Genomic DNA, 20899 nt, shown 5'->3' with positions numbered 1-20899 from the left:
TAACTGGTATGAAAGAAAAAAATTCACAGACTAAAAAAAGGTCACCTCTAAACGTTGCAATGGGTGCCGCATTCATGATGGCGATGGCTGCTGTTGGACCAGGCTTTTTGACCCAAACTGCGACATTTACAGGACAAATGGGTGCGAACTTTGGTTTCGCTATTCTAGTATGTATTGTTGTTGATATTGTTGTTCAATTAAATATCTGGAGAATTATTATTGTTTCTGGTAAGCATGCCCAAGTATTGGCCAATGAAGTTGTACCTGGTCTTGGTTATGTTCTTTCAGCGTTGATTGTCATTGGTGGTTTTTTCTTTAACATTGGTAATATCGGTGGTGCTGGACTGGGATTAAATGTTCTTTTTGGTATTTCTCCCGAAAATGGCGCACTGATTGCTGCGGCATGTGCGATTATTTTATTTCTTGTCCGCAATGCAATGCTAGTAGTGGACAGAACAGTGCAGATTCTTGCCGTTATCAAGGTTTGTATTTTGATTTACATACTAGCTGTTACGACAGTTCCATACCAAAGCGCCATTACCCATTCGTTTGCGCCAACAACTATTAACTTCTATTCAATTGTGACAATCGTCGGTGGGACAGTTGGCGGATATATTTCATTTTCTGGTGGTCACAGGCTTCTTGAAGGTGGCGTTAGTGGGGTTAATAACATAAAGTACGTTAATGAGGGTGCATTGACTGGCATTGGCGTTGCTTCTGTTATTCGTGTGATGCTGTTTCTTGCTGGGTTAGCCGTTGTGATGACTGGTGCCAAACTTGATCCTTCTAACCCAGCCGCCACCATTTTTAAAGTAGCAGCCGGTAATTTCGGTTATAAATTCTTTGGTTTGTTATTGTTAGCTGCAGGGATGACTTCCACTTTGGGATCAACGTTTACCTCAATTTCATTCCTAGACTATAACAAGAGTAAGGAAGACCACGAAAGCTGGCGCTCATGGGTAATCGTACTGTTTATCGCTGCTTCAACAGCAATTTTTTATGTTATTGGTAGTCCAGCAAAGGTCTTAGTCGTTGTTGGTGCCCTGAATGGATTGATTTTACCGATCGCCTTAGCAATTTTATTGATTGCAGCAACGCGAAAAAAGATTATGGGGACTATGTATCATCATCCACGTTGGCTATTATTCACAGGTTGGATCGTTGTGCTCTTTATGGCTTATGCCGGTATAAAAACATTACTAAGCATTAGTCTTTAATTTCTAAATTTAAAAAATATCGACTCTTGAATAGTTCAGGAGCCGATATTTTTTACATTCTAAACGATTAATACGCCTAAATGGTTAACATTTAACAAAGTTTATAAATCGTAATTAACAATGTGTTAACTATCCATGGTATCATTAAAGTAGTACATTACGATTTTTATCATAATTTCAATGTACCACAGTTTAATTGTTAGGTTGGTGATGTGTCAGTGGATATTAATAAATTACTGTTAAATCAACAGGATGATCAAAAAATCAAGCTACTGGTTTTTTTGAAAGAAAATCCTAACACCAGTCTATACAACTTTTACTTGGCACAAAACTTGCCGTACAACAAAATCCTTTATATTTATCATAAACTAATTGCAGACCTGAAAGAAATGACTGGTAACCCAGATAAAACAATTTCTGAACTAATCGAAGATTTCAGCTTTGATGAATATCGTCATGCGATATTTAAACAACAAATTGGATATCAGTTGTTGATGTCGCTAATGACACAGGATGATAAGTCGGTAGCAGAATTCTTGAAAAAAAATGACGTATCCAGGACCAAACTGTACCGAGTTACCACAGAGTTACGTAAGACAATCGCTAATTTCGGTGTAAATGTAAACTTATCTGAATTCTCAATTGAAGGTAATGAAGTGATTGTTCAAAGCTTTTTGTTGGTTTTCCTTAATGAAACTGAAACTAAAATTAACGAATTTATGGACTCACGTTGGGAATCGCTGGTCAAACGTTTCTGTGTTGATTATTTAACGCCTGACGGTCAGTCTGAAGGATTGTTGGTTAATCAAAGACAACGGATGTTTGCAATTTGTTTGTTGAGATTGACGCAGGAATATCGATATCAGCAGTTAAACCCCTTTCCAGATAATTTCAAATTAGATCTTAATTCGAAAGGTGCTGGTAGCCTGTTAGACTTTTTTGAGTTGAATTACAATATGACGGCCCAAGAGGCTCATAGTCAAGTGGACACTCTTCAGTTTTATTTGAAATTTGGTTCTAATTTTATTGTTGATTTAAACCATTCCGAAAAAGATAAGCTATTGCTCCGTATGAATGATTCTAAAGTGTGGAGATCGCTATGGCAAAACGTTGAGCACAATACTTCCGTTGGCCTGGTTGAAAACATGGAATTACGTATTTACAGTGACATATTAGTTACTATGTATTTTGGCGAATTATCCATTTCACGTAATAATTATGTTAATACGCTTGTTAACCAATATGTTAACGGCAAAGAAGCCCCTCTGACAACGACAGAAATGGGTAAATTATCCAAAAAAACGCTCAGAATGATTGAAGAATTTGGTATGCCTCATCCATCAAATAAACAATTAAAGCTGATTGCTTTACTTGTAAAGGGTGTTAAGGCAGTACTAAGTGATTTACCGCACCACGTGATTATATATATGCTGGATGATACATTTGACGCTGAAAGTGATTTTATTAGTTATTTATTTCAGGGAATTGTCAAAGTTCTTCCGTTTGGTGAATATAAGTCAGGGGATGCCGTGTCAGTACTGGAGTATAATGAGGAGACTGAACAAGTTAAAACTTTTTTGAAGGAACATGATGACGTAATCGGTTTTCATTGGATACACCAATTGCCATTAACTGAAAACTATTCAAGATTACTGTTGTTAATAAACAAGCACCGTTTTGAACTATTAAAAGCTTTGTCAATTGATGACAATTAGGAGGTTATTGAAGTGAGGGTAATTATTGTCGGTTGCACACATGCCGGAACAATGGCGGCACAACAGATATTAGCGGCTGATCCTAAAGCCGAAGTTGTAATATATGAACGTGATGATAATATTTCGTTTTTGTCATGTGGCATTGCGTTGTATCTTGACGGAACGGTTAAAAGGCTTGAGGATATGTTCTATTCCTCTCCTGAAGATCTTGAACAACAAGGAGTTACTGTTAAAACGCAGCATAATGTGATTGAGATCGATGCTAAACAACGTCGGATTCGTGTAGTCGATATGAAGAGTGATCAAATTTTTGATGATCATTTTGATAAGTTAATCATGGCAACTGGTTCTAGTGCTGTTGTACCACCGTTAGTTGGTATTGATCAGTCAAAAGTCTTGATGTGTAAAACGTATGCACATGCGCAAGAAATAAAGGATTCCGCTGAGAATGCCAAAACTATTGCGCTGGTGGGTGGCGGCTATGTCGGTGTTGAACTTGCCGAAAGTTATGCTAGAACCGGCCATGAAGTTGATTTGTTTCAATCATCTGATCAGATCTTAAATCACTACATTGATAAGGCAACCTCGGATCGATTAATCAAGATGCTAACTGAGCATGGAATTCGCGTTCATTTGAACCATCGCGTGAAGTCTTTTGAAAGAAATGACAATCAAGGGTTATCCATCAATACTGGCGACGAAAAATTTGATGCAGATTTAGCAATTGTCACGACTGGTTTTATGCCTGTGACCGAATTACTTGAGTATCAAGTCGAGATGGATCGGCACGGAGCAATTATCGTGGATAATCATTGTCAATCATCAGATCCAAATGTTTATGCTGCTGGTATTGCGCAATTAGTAATTTTAATCCGACTGGCAAACCAGCTTATGCGCCGCTAGCAACAAATGCTGTTAGGCAGGGGATGATTGCTGGTAACAATGTTGTCTCTGATAACTCAATGCCGTACATTGGCACACAAGCAACTTCTGCGATGTCATTGTTTGGCTATACAATTGCTTCTAGTGGATTAACAATTGATTATGCTTTAAAAAATGGTCAAAATGCTGACTTTGTCACATTTAACGGTACTTGGCGACCTGATTACATGCCAACAACGGACAATCTTGAAATCACGTTAGTTTATAACCGTGATACTCGTGAAATTTTGGGAGCCCAACTAATCAGCAAACATGAAGTTTCGCAATCTGCCAATGCAATTTCAATTGCAATCCAGAATAAAAATACAATTGACGACTTGTCATTCGTTGACATGTTGTTTCAACCTTATTTTGACTATCCATTTAACTACTTAAATTTGGTCGGTCAGATGGCGGTTCAAAAAGAACGTGAAGCTGGTAACCATCATCCCCGATATACAGCACTTGGTAATCAGCAATAATAGATAACAAAAAATAATCCCGATTTTTATGCAGGTTAAACATAAAAGTCGGGAATTTTTAATAAATTAGGCCACCAATAATTGATAAAGAATCAACGATATTTTATAGTTTTTGTATTGATAAGTAGTATTAATCGTTGCCAATTATCAACGATCTACTTCATAAAAATTACAAATTTGGTGGTGAATATTGTGACTCGTGCAGTTGATATGACAGGTAAAAGGTTTGGCAGGCTTGTTGTAATTAAGCGTGCCAAGAATGCTAAAAATGGTGGTGCAAGATGGTTATGCCAGTGTGATTGTGGCTCGACAAAGGTAGTGGATGGCACACGACTTCGGTCTGGTGTAACCAAAAGTTGCGGCTGTATCAGAGCTGAAATGGCTAAAGAACGTTTCAGAAAAGACCCCAAAATTAGGCAAAACATGCGTCACAAGGAATTCCTCTATTCACCACAAGGAATCCCGTATTCTACGCTAAAGAAATCTAAGCGAAACCGTACTGGTCAGGTTGGTGTATCTCAGGATCAACAAACAGGTAAATGGTTTGCTAGATTAATGGTCAATAACCATTATGTGTTGCTAAAGAGTTTTACAAACTTTGATGACGCCGTTGATGCAAGGAAAAATGCTGAGAAAAAGTACTTGTTTGTTAAATAAAATTATAAAAATAACACGAGTAACAAGTTAGCATCTTGATCGGGTGCTATCTTGGTACTCGTGTTTTATTAATTAGTCAAAACTAGAAAATGATCGGCGAACTGATCATTTTACCAGCAATGTATCGGATATCCGCTTTTTGAATTTTAATCATATCTTCCTGATTGTCAACATTATAAACTGTTAGACGACGACGTTGCTGACGGGAAAATTGCGCCCATTTAGTTAGATTGTCAATGTTTTGACCGGTCACACTAAGTTTAATCCCATTAGTCATTTCAACATATGGCAACACGTCTTTTTGATTTTTGAATTGTTCGGCATGGTCAATAATAATCTTAATGCCATGTTGGTTATAGTTTTCAGCCTGTGCAAACAGTAATTTACGGTTGTATGATGGGGTAATTTTAAGCTCAATTGATAACATAAAAGGGAATACACGGTGCTGAAATTTAATAACTGCATCAGCAACTAGTGGATTTGTAAATTGTGAACATGTCAAATTAAAGCTCAGTCCAGCAATTTTAAATTGTGGATCAAGACTAATGCTTTCAACGAGGCCAATAAAAGAATTGTCGCTGATGGTTGCGCGTTTTCGCCATCTCTTTTCGCTTTTGTAAAATGGCATAAACTCAGCATTAACGTAAGAATTATTAAAATAATTGAGCGTTGGTTCAGTAAAAAAACGATACATCATAATCACCTAGTCAGTTTCTCTGTTTGTTAATTATAGCACGAATTATTACGGTAATTCCCGATCTTTTAAAAGTTTTAATGATAAAATCGTTCGTGGTTATTTAGGTCACTGGCAGTGCTTTTCTTAATAAATTATATTCGTAATTGCGTCGAGTCGTAAATGAAAGTATATTGTATACTGATTGTAACATCAGATGGAGGATAACATGGGAAAAAGTTTAGTTTTAGCTGAAAAACCAAGTGTAGCTAAAGATCTGGCCAAAATACTTGGTGCAGACCAAAAGCACAAAACGTACTATGAAGGCAGTGGATACATTGTAACGTGGGCCTATGGACATCTTTTAACATTAAAGATGCCGGAGGATTTAAAACCAGAATGGCGTGAGTGGCAAATGGAACTGCTACCAATGATTCCAAATCACATTGGTATTAAGCCATTACCTAAAACAAAAAATCAGTTAAAAGCAATTGGTAATTTAGCGAAACGCTCAGACGTCAATCAGGGCATTATTGCCACCGACTCTGGTCGTGCTGGTGAGCTGTTAGCAAGGTGGATTCTTCAGTGGGTTCGCTTTAACAAGCCGTTAAAGCGACTCTGGATCTCTTCTCAGACCAATAAAGCTGTTAGAGATGGCTTTGCCCACTTGGCGCCGGCATCTAAATATGACCATCTATATGAATCTGAATTAGCTCGTACGACCGCTGATTGGCTGGTTGGGCTAAATGTAACTCGTGCACTGACTTTGAAGTACGATGATCGACTGAGTTCAGGTCGTGTTCAAACTCCTACGTTAAATCTGGTTAGGCAAGCTCAGAAAAGAATTGAGAACTTCAAACCTAAAACATACTATTCTATAAACCTAAAGTATCATGACCAAACTGCCAAACTAAGTTTAAATAATCCAATGTTACTAGATTCAAGATCTAAAGCCGAAAAATTGGTTGATGAACTTAAAAAAGAACAACTTGTGGTAACGTCGGTTACTGGCAGTCAAAATAAAATTAAGGCGCCCTTACCGTATGATTTAACAGAAATTCAAAAAGTGGCCAATGCAAGATATCAGATGTCTGCCAGACAGACGTTGAATACGATCCAACAACTTTACGAAGTTCATAAGGTAGTTAGCTATCCAAGGACGGATTCTAGGTATTTACCTCAAGATATTGCGGAAACAATGCGCGACCGTCTTAGCGCTGTCGCATCGTTTAACACAGATGCCAAACAAATGCTTCATCAAAAAGCACCTGTTACAAAGACGGATGTTTTTAATGACCAAAAAGTCAGCGACCATTATGCATTAATTCCGACTGAAGAAAGACCGAAGTTTGAAAAAATGTCTAATGACGAAACGAAAATATATCGATTAATTGTTGAAAGATTTTTAGGATTATTTGCACAACCTCAAGTGAATGAAGTGACTAAGGCGGTTGTTACTGCTGGTGATCACGAGTTTGATTTTAAATCGAGTAGAGTAATTCAATCTGGCTGGAATTTCGATATCAAGGTGTCAGCGGAAAAACAAAATTTAAAAAACGGCGAAGCAATAGAACCAAATTTTAAGATAAAAAAGGAAATAACTAAAGCGCCAGCGCTGATGAGTGAAGGTGAACTACTTTCAAAAATGGACCAGCTTAATTTGGGGACTCCTGCTACCAGAGCTGAAATTATAGAAAAATTGATCAAGTCTGATTTGATGGAACGAAAGGGGAGATATCTGTCAGCTACTCCAAAAGGAAAGCAACTGCTAGCATTGGTTAATCCTTCTCTTGTTAGCTCAGATCTCACAGCTAAGTGGGAGCAGAGCCTAGAACAAATTGCTGATGGTCAACTAAGCGCAAATAAATTTATTGACTCGATTCAAGTTGACACTAGAAGATTAGTGGGTGAGATTAAGTCTTCTCAAGTCGAATACCATGACTATTCGCTGACAACTAAAATTTGCCCAAAGTGTGGTAGCCATTTGAAAGAACGGTCAACCAGAGATGGTAAAATTTATGTTTGCAGTAATCCTGATTGTGATTATCATCGGCGAAAGGATCCTAAAATTTCCAATCATCGTTGTCCAAACTGCCATAAAAAAATGGAAATTATTGATGGTCCCAATGGTCAATTTTTTAGATGCAAATTTGATGGTACAACCGAAAAAATGATGGATAAGAAAAACCGTAAAAAGAAAATGAGCAAGCATGAAACAAACAAATTAATGAAAAAAATTAATCAAGATGAAGAACCCGTTGAGAGCCCGTTTGCCGCATTAAAAAACCTGTACAAGTAAAAAAGAAGCCAGAAATGGCTTCTTTTTTCATGCTCTAATTATTTAGACTACTATTTTTGAATGCAGATACGTAACCGACTGCCTTATTATTTTCGATTTGCACCTTAAAGTTAACCTTATCGCCGGATTGAGTCAGGGCCGCACTCTTGTAGTCATCACTCTGAACAGTATAAATCGTGTGATGAGAGTCGTCTTTCAATGTGAATAGCAACAGAGATTTGTTATCACTTGTGGTAACACTCGCACGATCGACGGTGCCGCTAAGTGTCTTTTTGGCACTGTTAGAGGTATTTGTAGCTCCTCCTTCATGTCCGTCAATTAATGCTTGATTGTAATTGTCTAACGCCTCATTAGCTGTATCGCCAGTTGCATGAATTGATTGGTCTGCAGCGTTAATGTAGTAGTAACTTCTGAACGCGTGCGTATTATCAAGAATCGATAGTACCCAAGTTGGATGGCCAGAAATGTTATAAATTACAGGCATCGCTGCGGTCCATTGCTGTGCTTTATAATTATTATTAGCATTTTCTGAGGCACCAACTGAATCCATGATTCCACTGGTCTTATAATACGTTAATTTACCTGTTCGAGCATTGATCATTGAATAGCCAAGTGCACTATCGGCTTCCGTTTTTGGATTGGTAAAATCATTAAAGTATTCAATCTGACCGTTCTTATTAAATGTTGAAATAACACTCTTTTTAGTTGGTCGTTGAACCCCATTTTTAAAGATTGTATAGTTGATCCAACCTTTTTGATACTCACCAAATGCGGTATTCATTGAATGGGCGACTTCCGTTGTAATTCCTTCGTCAACCCATTTAGGCAGGCTCTTCAACGTGTAAAGTTTAGTTTTGCCAGTTTTAGCGTTCATAATCACCACATGCAGTTTAGAATAGTCAATCCGATGACTTAGAGGAATTGGTTTATACATGGTTTGCACGTAGTATGGAGTGCCATTTTCATCAATTTCAAGTTGAGGATTACTACCATCAGCCACCAACCACTCAGGATAGTGGCGGTACATAATTCGCTGAGCCTTTCGGTTAAAATATGATGTATTCGTGTAATTCAATTTAGTCTTAACAAATTTGGGCTCCGCTGAAAGTGACGTCGCATTAATAATGAAGTAACCTGGCGTTGACTGCCCAGCCGTGTAGTATTTAAAGATACTGTCAAACTCAACTGGGGCAATGTAAACAGGTTTGCCATGGTAGTACTGCGCTTGAATCTCCCCAAGGTGGAAGTACTGTGAATTCGGAACATCACTCATGTTCTTATTCATTCGATTTTTGATTGTGCTGGGTGCTAGTGCTACCGGTGTTACTCCTTTCTTAAAGGTGGGCGCCTTACTGCTCTTTTTGACTGTTGAATTGACGCTTTTGGCGACAGGCTGAAGGAAAAAGTTAGAGTGCCATTCACCACCAATAAACACAATAAAAATGATTAATAAAATTACGGCACCAATGCGTGGTGTGATCATTTCTTGATCAGTGAAAAGGACCGTTAAACCAGTTAAAATTGCTGCTGTTAAAACGCCAATTGCGAAATTAACTATTAATAGTGATAATACGTTTCGCGATGGCAATTGAAAGTAAATAATGCCACTATATACGATTGCTTCAACGATTAAGAAAATCAAACCGTATTTCTTAACGCGAGATCCTGCCTTTGGATGAAAAACGAACGACAGGTAGACTAGTATTGGGGCAATAAAACTGAGTACCAAAATGTATAGCATAAAAATCCTCCCATAAATGAATGCGTTACCACTTATCATTATAAAGGATTGGTATGATATATACTACTTCAATACTTATCATATCCGTGTTTTAAACTGGCTTAATTTTAAAAATGTCGTTATAATGTTTGTTGACTAACGATTGAGGGGTGCTAAGAATGACTATCAAACTTGTGGCGGTTGACATGGATGGCACATTTTTAAGAGATGATAATACATATGACGGAGAACGATTCAAAAGCCAGCTATCAAAGATGGTTGAGCGAGGTATCCATTTCGTCGCTGCCAGTGGATCACAATTAAGTCGCTTGCAGGATCAATTTGGCGAAATGAAAGATAAGATAGATTTTATTTCGGAGAATGGATCGATTGTCTACAGCGAAAATCAATTTTTATCTGTCAAAGAAATTCCAAATGATTTGTTAATGCAGTTGCTCAAGATTATTAAGGAGCATTTTCAGATGCCGGTTGCGTCAACAACGGTCACCGGTAAATCTGGCGCCTACATGGATGAAAGTGAACCACAAGAAATTTTTGAACTTAAGAATCGTTACTATGCCAAGCTTAGCCGAATTCCTGAAATTTTGAATTACACTGAAGGTAAATTCAAAGATCAAATTGTTAAAGTTGGGCTTTCATTTGCCAGCAGCGACAACTTTGATAGTCAGGTTCAGTTATTAAGGAGTTTGTTGCCCAAGAAACTGGCAAGTTTAAATTCCGGATTTAATACCGAACTAATAGGGTTGGCTGATGTCGATAAGAGCACCGGATTAAGGAATTTACAAAATAAGTACGGTGTTAAAAACGATGAGATTATGACCTTTGGTGATAATGAAAATGATTTGGCAATGTTAACAATGACTCCTCACGGATACGTCATGGATAATGCAAAAGACAGCATTAAAAAGTTGGTTAATAAGACCGCACCATCCAATAACAAAGATGGTGTTTTAACAGTTTTGGATCGGTTACTTAGTTAGTAATTAATTATTAGCTTGTTTTTAAATGACGATTTGTTATAATATGTCGAGTGTAAAACTATTCCAACGATGAAAGAGTAGTAATCATGATTAATATGTTAGCGAGCTCGTGATGGTGTAAGACGGGTCATATTGAATGATGAAGCGTGCTTTCTAGGTAGATTTAAATATATGAGTGGAATTTATTTCAAGTAGAGTGGTACCGCGGGAAGTCTCGTCTCTGATAGGCATGCAATATTGCCTGTTAGGGACTTTTTTTGTGGTAATTTTAAATTATGGAGGAACGAGCATGGACGGAAAAACTCAAGTTGTTGAAGCAATCAAAAAAGCATTACCAGACGTTAACCAAGAAGATATTGAATCAAAAATTGAACGACCAAAAGATAATAAAAATGGGGACTACGCTTTTCCAACATTTTTCTTAGCTAAGATTAAGCATCAAGCACCCCAAATGATTGCTGCAGATTTAGTTAAAGAAATTGATCAAAGCGGTTTTGAAAATGTTGTGGTTGCTGGACCATATATTAATTTCTTTCTAAATAAGGCACAAATCGCTGCTGGTATTTTATCTGATATTATTACTGATCCTGAAAACTATGGTAATGCTAATCTTGGTAACGGCGGCAATGTACCAATTGATATGTCATCACCAAACATTGCTAAACCAATGTCAATGGGACATCTACGTTCAACGGTAATTGGTAACTCTTTAGCTAATATTTTAACTAAAGTTAACTACAATCCGATTAAGATTAATCATCTTGGCGACTGGGGCACACAATTTGGTAAATTAATGGCTGCCTACAAGATGTGGGGTAGCGAAGAAGAAGTTAAAGCTGATCCAATTAACACATTACAAAAGTACTATGTGCGTTTTCATCAAGAAGATAAGGAAAATCCGGCACTCGATGATGATGCCCGTGCTTGGTTCAGAAAACTGGAAGATGGGGATGAAGAGGCCACATACTTGTGGAAATGGTTCCGTTCAGAATCATTAAAACTATTCATGAAAATCTATGACCTGCTAGGGATTGATTTCGATTCTTACAACGGTGAAGCTTTCTATAATGACAAGATGGACGAGGTTGTCCAAATGTTGGAAGACAAGGGACTATTGCAAGAGAGCAAAGGTGCTGAAATTGTTGATCTTGAAAAATACAATTTAAATCCTGCTTTAATTAAAAAGACTGATGGGGCAACGCTATATATTACCCGTGATTTGGCAGCAGCAATTTACCGCAAGAGGACCTATAACTTTGTTCAGTCTCTTTACGTTGTCGGCAACGAGCAACAAAACCACTTTAAGCAACTCAAGGCTGTTTTAAAGGAAATGGGATTTGACTGGTCAGATGACATTCACCACATTCCTTTTGGTCTTATTACCCAGGGAGGTCGCAAGTTATCTACCCGTGAAGGACGAGTAATATTACTTGAAAACGTACTAGATGACGCCATTAATCTTGCACGTAAGCAAATTGCGGAGAAGAATCCAGACCTTAAAAATGCTGACGAGGTTGCTAAGCAAGTTGGTGTTGGAGCCGTGGTGTTCCACGATCTTAAGAATGAAAGACTTAACAACTTTGATTTTAATCTTGAAGAAGTTGTTCGTTTTGAAGGAGAAACGGGGCCATACGTTCAATATGCTAACGCCCGTGCACAGAGTATTTTGAGAAAGGCTGGCAATCCCGATCTAACGAACGTCAACATGGAATTAGGTGATGCAGACGCTTGGGAAGTTATTAAGATGCTTGGTCAATTTGGTGAAACTGTTCAACGAGCAAGCCGCGAGTATGAACCATCAGTAATCGCTAAATATTCGCTTCAACTTGCTAAAGGTTTCAATCAATACTACGCTCATACAAAAATTTTAGTTGATGATGATGAAAAGCTCGCACGTCTGGCACTAGTTACTGCAGTTAGTGATGTTTTAAAGTCATCCTTATCATTGTTGGGTGTCCAAGCACCAGATGAAATGTAATTTGAATAATTATTAGAAAATATGCTTGTAAATTCGCTAAATGTGTATTAATATTCAATTATTAAGTAAAAAACGATCCAATGTTTAGTGGAGGAAGTCGCTGAATGAAAAAATCTGTACGACAAGCAAAAATCGAACAATTAATTAATCAGTATACAATTACAACTCAAGATGATTTGATGCAGCGTTTAAAGGATAATGATATTACGGCCACTCAGGCAACCATTTCTCGTGACATTAGAGAAATGCAGATTGTTAAGGCTGCAGATGGTAATGGGAGCTTACGTTACACGATCTTTAAGGCTGGTAACAAGAGTGAAGAGTTAAGACTTTATGATACAATCTACGAGGTAGTTACGAATATTACTCAGGTAGAGTTTATGAATATTGTCCGGACGCTCCCTAGTGATGGTAATTTATTAGCTGCAATAATTGATGATCTAAATCTTCCAGAAGTGGCAGGAACACTAGCTGGTCATGACACGATTTTTATTGTTAGTCCAAACGAGAATGTGGCAAAGCAGTTTAATGATAAGATTGTTAGTCATGTAAATCCTGATCTTTATTTGGGAAATTAATATATAAGTCAGACTGATGCAATTCAAAATTGTTGATGTCTGGCTTTTTGTATATTGCAATCAAGCAATTTGCAATATACAATTATTGAGGTCAAAAACATGGTTTAATCATATAATTTTTCTTAAATAATCGTAAAATGCTCCTCTCGTTCATGTTGATGCTCTGATCTATGATAAAATTAGTCTTGATTACTTATGAATGGGGAACATAAATATGGAAAATAAACCATCAAGATTTAAAAGATGGCTTAACGAATTCAATAAATGGTTTGCCCCATTGTGGGGGAAATTTAAGCAATTAATTAAACGCTTATGGCGTAGATTTCAAATTACTCGTTGGATTATCGTTGTCGTATTAACGCTATTTTTAATTTTGAGTACTTATTTGACCGGAGTGGCGAAAACATCTCATGTAAGCAATTTGCAAGCCACACTGGAAAAACCAACTATGATTTACGATCGTAATGGTAAGTCTGCAGGTAGCCTTTATTCACAAAAAGGGACATATGTTTCTTTGAATAAGATTTCTAAAAATGTTCAGAATGCAGTACTGTCCACTGAAGATCGAAATTTCTACCACGAACATGGGTTTTCTGTTAAAGGAATTGCCAGAGCTGCTTTCCTTTATGCTAAAAATAAAGTGTTAGGTAGAGACTATATTTCAGGTGGTGGGAGCACCTTAACTCAGCAGTTAGTTAAAAACGCCTATTTGACACAGCAGCAAACGTTTACGCGAAAAGCAAAGGAAATTTTCATCTCTATTGAAGTTGAAAACGTATATTCAAAAAAAGCAATTTTGACGATGTATTTGAACAATGCGTATTTTGGCAACGGAGTTTGGGGTGTTCAAGACGCAGCCGAGCGTTACTTTGATTGTAATGCCAGTGAATTAACGGTTCCAGAATCTGCTGTACTGGCCGGTATGTTAACATCTCCAAGTGGATACGATCCTGTAGCACATCCTAAGGCTTCAAAAGAAAGACGAAATGTCGTTCTTCAGTTGATGGTCGAAAATGGAAAGCTAACGCAATCTGAGGCAAACGAATACAAAAAAACACCTCTAACTGTTACTAATGGATACAAGCAGACCGATACTTACAAGTATCCATACTTCTTTGATGCCGTCATCAGTGAAGCAATAAGTAAATATGGTCTTTCTGAGTCTGATATCATGAATAAGGGCTATAAAATTTACACTACTTTGGATCAGTCTCAGCAAAAAATTATGCAGAATATTTACAAGAACGACAGTAATTTTCCAAGTAACGCCAGTGATGGAACAATGGTTCAATCCGCTTCAATTGCTGTTAATCCAAATAATGGCGGTGTTTTGGCAGTTGTTGGTGGGCGTGGTACCCATGTCTTCCGTGGGTTCAACCGAGCTACCCAAATGAAGCGTCAACCTGGTTCGGCACTTAAACCAATTGCTGTGTATGCACCAGCTCTGGAACACGGTTATTTCTATGATTCAACTTTGACTGATAAGAAACAGTCATATGGGACAAACGATTACACGCCTAAAAATTATGATGATACGTATAGTGGCAAGGTGCCTATGTATAAAGCATTAGCAGAAAGCTTAAACGCGCCTACTGTCTGGTTACTAAATAAAATTGGTGTTGATAATGGCTATGCTTCAGTTAAGAAATTTGGTCTACCGGTAACTAAGAAAGATAAAAACTTAGCTTTAGGCCTTGGTGGACTTTCAACAGGCGTCTCACCAGAACAAATGGCAGGGGCATATACCACTTTTGCTAATGATGGCGTAAAGACAACACCGCACTTCATTACCAAAATAGTTGATGCGTCTGGCAAAGTAATTGTTAACAATACCACGGTCAAAAAGAAGCGCATTCTTTCAAAGAAGATTGATAAAGAAATGACCAGCATGATGCTCGGAGTGTTTGATCATGGAACGGGGCAAACTGCTAAACCATATGGCTACTCTGTTGCCGGTAAGACAGGAAGTACACAATCCGATGTTACAAATGGACAAGATTCTGAACGTGACAAATGGATTGTTGGATATACACCTGATATTGTAGTTGCAACATGGGAAGGCTATGACAGCACTAGTGTAGGCCATACTCTTCCTGACACAACTTATCGGAACACCAATACTTTATTTAAGACCGAATTAACCAAAATGCTTCCCAACACGAAACAAACAGCATTTGATACTAAGGATGCTTATACTTTGGCAGCTAACAAGTCATCATCGTCTAGCACAGATTCATCGTCTGCTTCAAGTATTTGGGATAATATTGCTAACAATGCATCAGAGTCAGGCGATAAGGTTACCCAGGGGGCAAGTACAGTTAAAGACAAAGCATCACAACTTTGGAGCGATGCTAAATCAATATTAAATCCTTAGTTTGTATGTGATGAAACGCTCCCAATTTAACCTTTGTCTATGGTAAAATGAAACATAACATATTTTAGGAGGTACAAAATGGTAGTAAACATTTACGATTCAGCAAATCAAATGGAACGTGATTTGCGTGAAACTCAGCAATATGCTGATTTAAAGAAAGCTTATGAAGATATGAAGCAGGATGCTGACACGTTTAGCTTATTCAAGGACTTTCAGAATAAACAAATGCAACTTCAACAAAAACAGTATACGGGTCAACAGCCATCCGATGATGAGATCAAAGATATTCAAGAAATGGCCGAAAAAGTTCGCAAAGTTGATGCAATTCAAAATTTAATGGATAAGGAACGTGGAATTGACCAGCTGTTAAGTGATCTTAATAATGTCATCACAAAACCAATTCAAGAATTGTACCAAGATTAATAAAAAGCTGAGTGGCATTAAATTGCTGTCTCAGCTTTTTTGATAAAAAGGAATTGATAATAATGAAATTCATCCATACTGCGGATCTTCACTTAGATAGTCCATTTCTGGGCCTTAAGCATGTGCCTGAGGATTTGATGGATCAAATTTACCATTCGACATTTAAGTCATTTGAACAAATAATAAACGATGCAATTAGCTTAAACGTTGACTTCATCTGCATTGCAGGTGATATATTTGATCGTGATGAGCACAGTATGGCCGCAGAAAACTTCTTTGTTAGCCAGTGCGAGCGGCTAAATAAAAAAAATATTCCTGTTTATCTATGCTATGGCAATCACGATTATCAAAATGTTGAATCAAACCACGTTTTAATGCCCGATAACGTACATGTGTTTAAAAATTCTGTAGAAACTAAGACATTGACAACTAGATCTGGTGAAAAGGTTGCTATCAGTGGCTTTAGTTACGCTAGTCGTTGGATTAATAGCGATGAAGTTGTTGACTATCCATTGCACTCATCTATGAGTGACTGGCATATTGGAATGCTCCATGGTGCGATAGCCTCCGGGACAGCAAAGCAAGATAATTATGCGCCATTTTCGTTAGATGAATTAAAGTCAAAAAGGTATGATTACTGGGCGCTTGGTCATATTCATAAGCGTCAAATTTTGAACGATACCCCACCTATTGTCTATAGTGGAAACACTCAAGGTCGTCACAAAAATGAAACAGGAGAAAAAGGATACTACCTTGTCACTAGTAGTGGCAGACAGTTAGTGCCTGAATTTCACGCCGTTTCCACAATTAATTGGCAGACCATTTCAATAAAACTACTCAAGCACGAGACAATCAATGAATTTCTGACACGTTTTGAAAGCGTAGTTTCAGATACTATAGATAACCAAGATATTCCAACACTTGTGTCTGTGAGCATCACATCAATAAATAATGAAAGTGAATCATTTAGGGTACAACTTGCCAATGGAGCAATTTTGGCGAGAATGCAGATGATGGCTAAAAATAGAAATTATCATTACTGGCCATTTGAAATACGATTACCAAAGACAGATGAAATACCACAGATTTCAGGTATCGATCAACATTTCTGGCTAAATGCTTCTGATGAGGTCTTTCAAATAAAAGCCATCGCAGAATTAGCCGATAAGCTATTCTCACAAGACTTTATTGAAAAAAAATTTAATAATGAAAATGCCGTCTCCTTGTTAAAAAATAAATCTGTATCATACATTGATGAAACTGTGCGGAAGGGGCATCGACATGAGGATTGAAGAAGTGCACATTTCAGGATTCGGAAAATGGTCAAATGTGAATTTTGAATTAAATGATGGACTACAGGTTATAACAGGATCAAACGAAGCTGGTAAGTCAACTTTGGCATCATTCATCGTCAGTATGTTATTTGGATTTGCCAACGGACATCAGCCTTATGAGCAATATTTGCCAAAAAACGGTGCAGCATATGGTGGTTGGATTAAAATCAAAAACAACGATGAAACCTACCAAATAAAAAGAATTAAGGGTAAGAACGGTGGTGAGCTAACGATCACTAACGAATTGGGAGATCAGGTTCCCAATTCAATGCTTGACAGTATGCTCAGAAATATTGATTCAAATTTGTACTCTGCGATATATAAGTTCTCCCAACAGGATTTGAATTCAATATTTCAGTTAACTAGTAATGAATTTGAAAGCCAATTAAAAAGAGTGGGTGCAATAGGTAGCCAAGCTTGGATCGATGAAATAAATCACTTGAATCAGCAGGCGGATAATATTTATAAAGTGCGAGGGATAAAGCCTGAATTGAACCAACTGCTAAAAAGTTACGAAGATAACGACAGGCAAATTCAGAACTTTGAAGACGAATACGATCAATATGAAGAACTGCTGATCTCCGCAGATCGGTTAAAACGGGATATCGACGATAACACCAATAAGATAACATCGTTAAAATCTGAATATGATAATTTACTGAATCTAAAACGATTGTGGCCAGTTTACAATCGACTAAAAAATTTGAAAGTCAATAATGAAGATGATACCAAATTCATGGGCAATGATGACATCGCTGAAATTCAGGCATTGAGGGCCGATATCACTGAAATTGATCGTCAAATTAGTCAGGCTAGGGCGAAGCTTGCTGATTCATCTTTTATGGATCAGAATGAAACAAACCAACAATTTTACATTGACAATGACCAGGAATTAACTGATCTAAGAGAAAACGGTATTCGCATTAAAATGCAGCTTGATCAAAAGAGTGAACTTCAACGTAAAATAAGAAATCAGCAGTCCGAAAAACAACAGCTTTTGTCTCGTTATGAAACAAATCGGTTGCCCCGTCCGCTTGATGAGCAAGCAGTCATTGAGTTACAGAAACTTGAAAATGATTATTATGATAATGGTGAAGAAAGTAATTCAAGAACCAGCAGAAGTAGATCGGTAACTACTCAATCGTCACTGATTCCATTGATTATGGGTGTAATTGGCATTTTGGCACTAATTCTTGGAAGCTCTTGGCTGATTAAAATTATTGGCATTGGGATAGTTGTCCTTAGTATTTGGATATGGAAAAGCCTAAATACAAACAAAAAGGCTGACATCATTGATGATTATTCAAATACTTCCCAAAATAATAAAAGGGAATTAGTAATTTTTGGACAAAAGTATGGTTTAGGCGGTTTTAAAAGCAGTATGTGGTTAAGAATGCAAGGTGACTTACACCGTGGGCAAGAATTGGACCGTCAAATCAGCCAAGATGCGGCAAAACTACGAGAAATTAATCTAAAAATAAATCAATTTGAACAGTCTGCAAGCTTTGCTCAAGCAGCTATCGGACCGTATGAATCTACTGAGCAATTAATTAATAAAATTAATTTATTGATAGATTCACAAAAGAAATTTATTAATGATCGTCAACGCCAACAGCAAAGAAAACATGTTTTGGAAGATCAAATTGAACAACTAAACCAACGAATTCAAGAAGTTTCGACAAAAAAGCAGTCCATATACACTCGATTTAATTTAAGTAATGATCATGATTTTGATTTGTATTACGATAACTTTTTAAAATCGACTGTCGCTCAAGAAAGATCAAGCGCGCTTTCTGATCAGCTGGATGCCAATCAAGTACAAGAACTTGATCAATTTCAAAATGAAGAAAGTTTAAATAAATCCGTGGATGCACTCAAAAACGATATTAATGAAACTGAGACAAAAACGGAGTCTGATCGTCAAAAAATGGTTAGAAATCGGGTTAAAGCGGACCAAATGGCACAAAATGGTTCTCTAACGAAGCTTCGTCAACAGCAAGCAAATTTACAAGAGCAAATTAATGATTTAACCGAAAAATGGTTAACTACCAGACTAACTGCTAATTGGATCGATCGAGCATTGCAATTGGCGACATCGGATCGTTTCCCACAGATTATCTCCCAGGCAAAACAGTATTTTAGTTTATTGACTGACGGTCATTATGATGACATAAAATTAGAAGATGATATTATTAGGGTAGTATCTAACGATTCAACTAGCTTTGACGTTGGCGAATTATCACAAGGTACCGCTGAACAATTGTACGTTTCACTAAGGCTAGGTTTTGCTTTTGTGATGAGTCATGAGGTAAACTTACCGATAATTATCGATGATGGATTTGTTAATTTCGACCAGAAGCGACGAGATGCAGTTTTAACTTTATTAGATACACTCAGTCATAATAATCAAATTTTATATTTTACCTCAAGTAAGAGCGTTAAAGACAAAGTCGGTTCGAGAATAATTAATTTGAATGAAATGCAGGTGAATAGATGATGGCCGAACTTTATGATTTTAAAGTTGATGAAATAATGGACGTTTTTGTTTTAATTAAAAGTGCAGATAAACGAACGGCCAAGAATGGAAAAAAATTTATCGCTTTTGTATTTGAAGACCAATCTGGGGAGCTACCGGGAATGTACTGGGATGCTAGTGATGAAGACGTTGTGCTATTTCAACCCGGCAAAGTAGTTCGTTTAAATGCAAAAAGAGAAAATTACCAGGGAAAGCCACAGGTAAAAATTATTGGATTAAGACTTGCCAAAGAAACTGAGCCTCATGATGCTGACTACTTTATGCCTCACGCACCCGAAAAAAGGTCAGAAATTGAGGATGAAATTAATCAATTTATTTTCGATATTACGCAACCAACTTGGGCAAGAATTGTCCGAAATTTACTACAGAAACATCACGATGAGTTTTTTGTGTATCCGGCAGCTAAGACCAATCACCACGCTTTTGCGGGAGGCCTTTCATTTCACACATTGTCCATGTTGCGACTTGGGAAAGCAGTTGTTAATCAATACGAATGTATTAATGCAGCTCTGTTATACGCTGGCACTATTTTACATGATATCGGTAAAACAGTAGAGTTATCGGGTGCGGTGTCAACGAGTTACACAACTGCCGGAAATTTGGTCGGGCACATTTCGATTGCTGACGGTGAGATTGTTGCGGCATGTCAAACCTTGAAAATTAATCCTGAACAGGAAGACGTGTTACTTTTACGCCACATGATTTTATCCCATCATGGACTATTGGAATATGGTTCACCGGTGAGGCCACGACTTTTGGAAGCTGAAATTTTACATCGACTAGATGAAATGGACGCATCAATTATGATGATTGAAACGGCCCTGAAGCATACTCCAAATGGTGATTTTTCAGAAAGAATTTTTGGAATGGATCAAAGGAGCTTTTATAAGCCTAACGACCGTTCTGATAAAAAAGATTAAAAAAACAACATCACTCATTTTGAGTGATGTTGTTTTTAAATGGTTCTACAATATTTGGTACTGATAGATTT

At 37.3% G+C, this 20899-nt stretch carries 14 protein-coding genes and 1 pseudogene; 13 read left to right on the top strand and 2 right to left on the bottom strand.

The window, feature by feature from the left end; all coding sequences use genetic code 11:
- Positions 1–8: 8 nt before the first annotated feature.
- From FD16_RS03170 to FD16_RS03155, 4 genes and pseudogenes are all read left to right on the top strand, one after another.
- On the top strand, positions 9–1217 hold the full coding sequence (locus FD16_RS03170) for an NRAMP family divalent metal transporter (protein WP_010621980.1): 1209 nt from the start codon (positions 9–11) through the stop codon (positions 1215–1217).
- 218 nt (positions 1218–1435) lie between these two features.
- Positions 1436–2932: a helix-turn-helix domain-containing protein gene (locus FD16_RS03165; protein ID WP_010621981.1), complete on the top strand. Its 1497-nt coding sequence runs from the start codon at positions 1436–1438 to the stop codon at positions 2930–2932.
- A gap of 12 nt (positions 2933–2944) precedes the next feature.
- Positions 2945–4335, top strand: a pseudogene (locus FD16_RS03160) (FAD-dependent oxidoreductase).
- A 192-nt stretch (positions 4336–4527) separates the two neighbouring features.
- On the top strand, positions 4528–4992 hold the full coding sequence (locus FD16_RS03155; protein ID WP_010621982.1) for a hypothetical protein: 465 nt from the start codon (positions 4528–4530) through the stop codon (positions 4990–4992).
- An 82-nt stretch (positions 4993–5074) separates the two neighbouring features.
- On the opposite strand, the gene FD16_RS03150 is transcribed toward FD16_RS03155, so the two are convergent.
- On the bottom strand, positions 5075–5689 hold the full coding sequence (locus FD16_RS03150) for an EAL domain-containing protein (RefSeq protein ID WP_155804346.1): 615 nt from the start codon (positions 5687–5689) through the stop codon (positions 5075–5077).
- 205 nt (positions 5690–5894) lie between these two features.
- Between FD16_RS03150 and FD16_RS03145 the strand changes: the two genes are divergently transcribed.
- Positions 5895–7964: a DNA topoisomerase 3 gene (locus FD16_RS03145; protein WP_056938522.1), complete on the top strand. Its 2070-nt coding sequence runs from the start codon at positions 5895–5897 to the stop codon at positions 7962–7964.
- 34 nt (positions 7965–7998) lie between these two features.
- On the opposite strand, the gene FD16_RS03140 is transcribed toward FD16_RS03145, so the two are convergent.
- On the bottom strand, positions 7999–9705 hold the full coding sequence (locus FD16_RS03140; RefSeq protein ID WP_010621984.1) for a hypothetical protein: 1707 nt from the start codon (positions 9703–9705) through the stop codon (positions 7999–8001).
- Positions 9706–9863: 158 nt separating this feature from the next.
- Here FD16_RS03140 and FD16_RS03135 point away from each other — a divergent pair, with 158 nt between their 5' ends.
- From FD16_RS03135 to FD16_RS03100, 8 genes are all read left to right on the top strand, one after another.
- Positions 9864–10685, top strand: coding sequence for a Cof-type HAD-IIB family hydrolase (locus tag FD16_RS03135; protein ID WP_010621985.1), 822 nt, complete (start codon positions 9864–9866; stop codon positions 10683–10685).
- A gap of 289 nt (positions 10686–10974) precedes the next feature.
- Positions 10975–12663, top strand: coding sequence for an arginine--tRNA ligase (gene argS, locus FD16_RS03130; RefSeq protein ID WP_010621986.1), 1689 nt, complete (start codon positions 10975–10977; stop codon positions 12661–12663).
- A 104-nt stretch (positions 12664–12767) separates the two neighbouring features.
- Positions 12768–13241, top strand: coding sequence for an arginine repressor (locus FD16_RS03125; RefSeq protein ID WP_010621987.1), 474 nt, complete (start codon positions 12768–12770; stop codon positions 13239–13241).
- Between the two features lie 214 nt (positions 13242–13455).
- Entirely contained in the window at positions 13456–15615 is a 2160-nt protein-coding gene (locus FD16_RS03120; protein ID WP_010621988.1) for a PBP1A family penicillin-binding protein, read from the top strand.
- Positions 15616–15693: 78 nt separating this feature from the next.
- A complete protein-coding gene (locus FD16_RS03115; protein ID WP_010621989.1) occupies positions 15694–16038 on the top strand; it encodes a YlbF/YmcA family competence regulator in 345 nt (114 codons plus the stop codon).
- 62 nt (positions 16039–16100) lie between these two features.
- On the top strand, positions 16101–17330 hold the full coding sequence (locus FD16_RS03110) for a metallophosphoesterase family protein (RefSeq protein WP_010621990.1): 1230 nt from the start codon (positions 16101–16103) through the stop codon (positions 17328–17330).
- Positions 17320–19869: an ATP-binding protein gene (locus FD16_RS03105; RefSeq protein WP_010621991.1), complete on the top strand. Its 2550-nt coding sequence runs from the start codon at positions 17320–17322 to the stop codon at positions 19867–19869. The genes FD16_RS03110 and FD16_RS03105 overlap by 11 nt, the downstream gene beginning before the upstream one ends.
- Entirely contained in the window at positions 19866–20828 is a 963-nt protein-coding gene (locus FD16_RS03100) for a 3'-5' exoribonuclease YhaM family protein (protein ID WP_033385817.1), read from the top strand. Before FD16_RS03105 ends, FD16_RS03100 begins: the two co-directional genes overlap by 4 nt.
- Positions 20829–20899 lie beyond the last annotated feature (71 nt).

Origin of the sequence: Paucilactobacillus suebicus DSM 5007 = KCTC 3549, assembly GCF_001434475.1 — a bacterium.
Lineage (GTDB): Bacteria > Bacillota > Bacilli > Lactobacillales > Lactobacillaceae > Paucilactobacillus > Paucilactobacillus suebicus.
The sequence above is the reverse complement of the archived record's forward strand: the minus strand, read 5'-3'. Positions and strand labels throughout refer to the sequence as shown.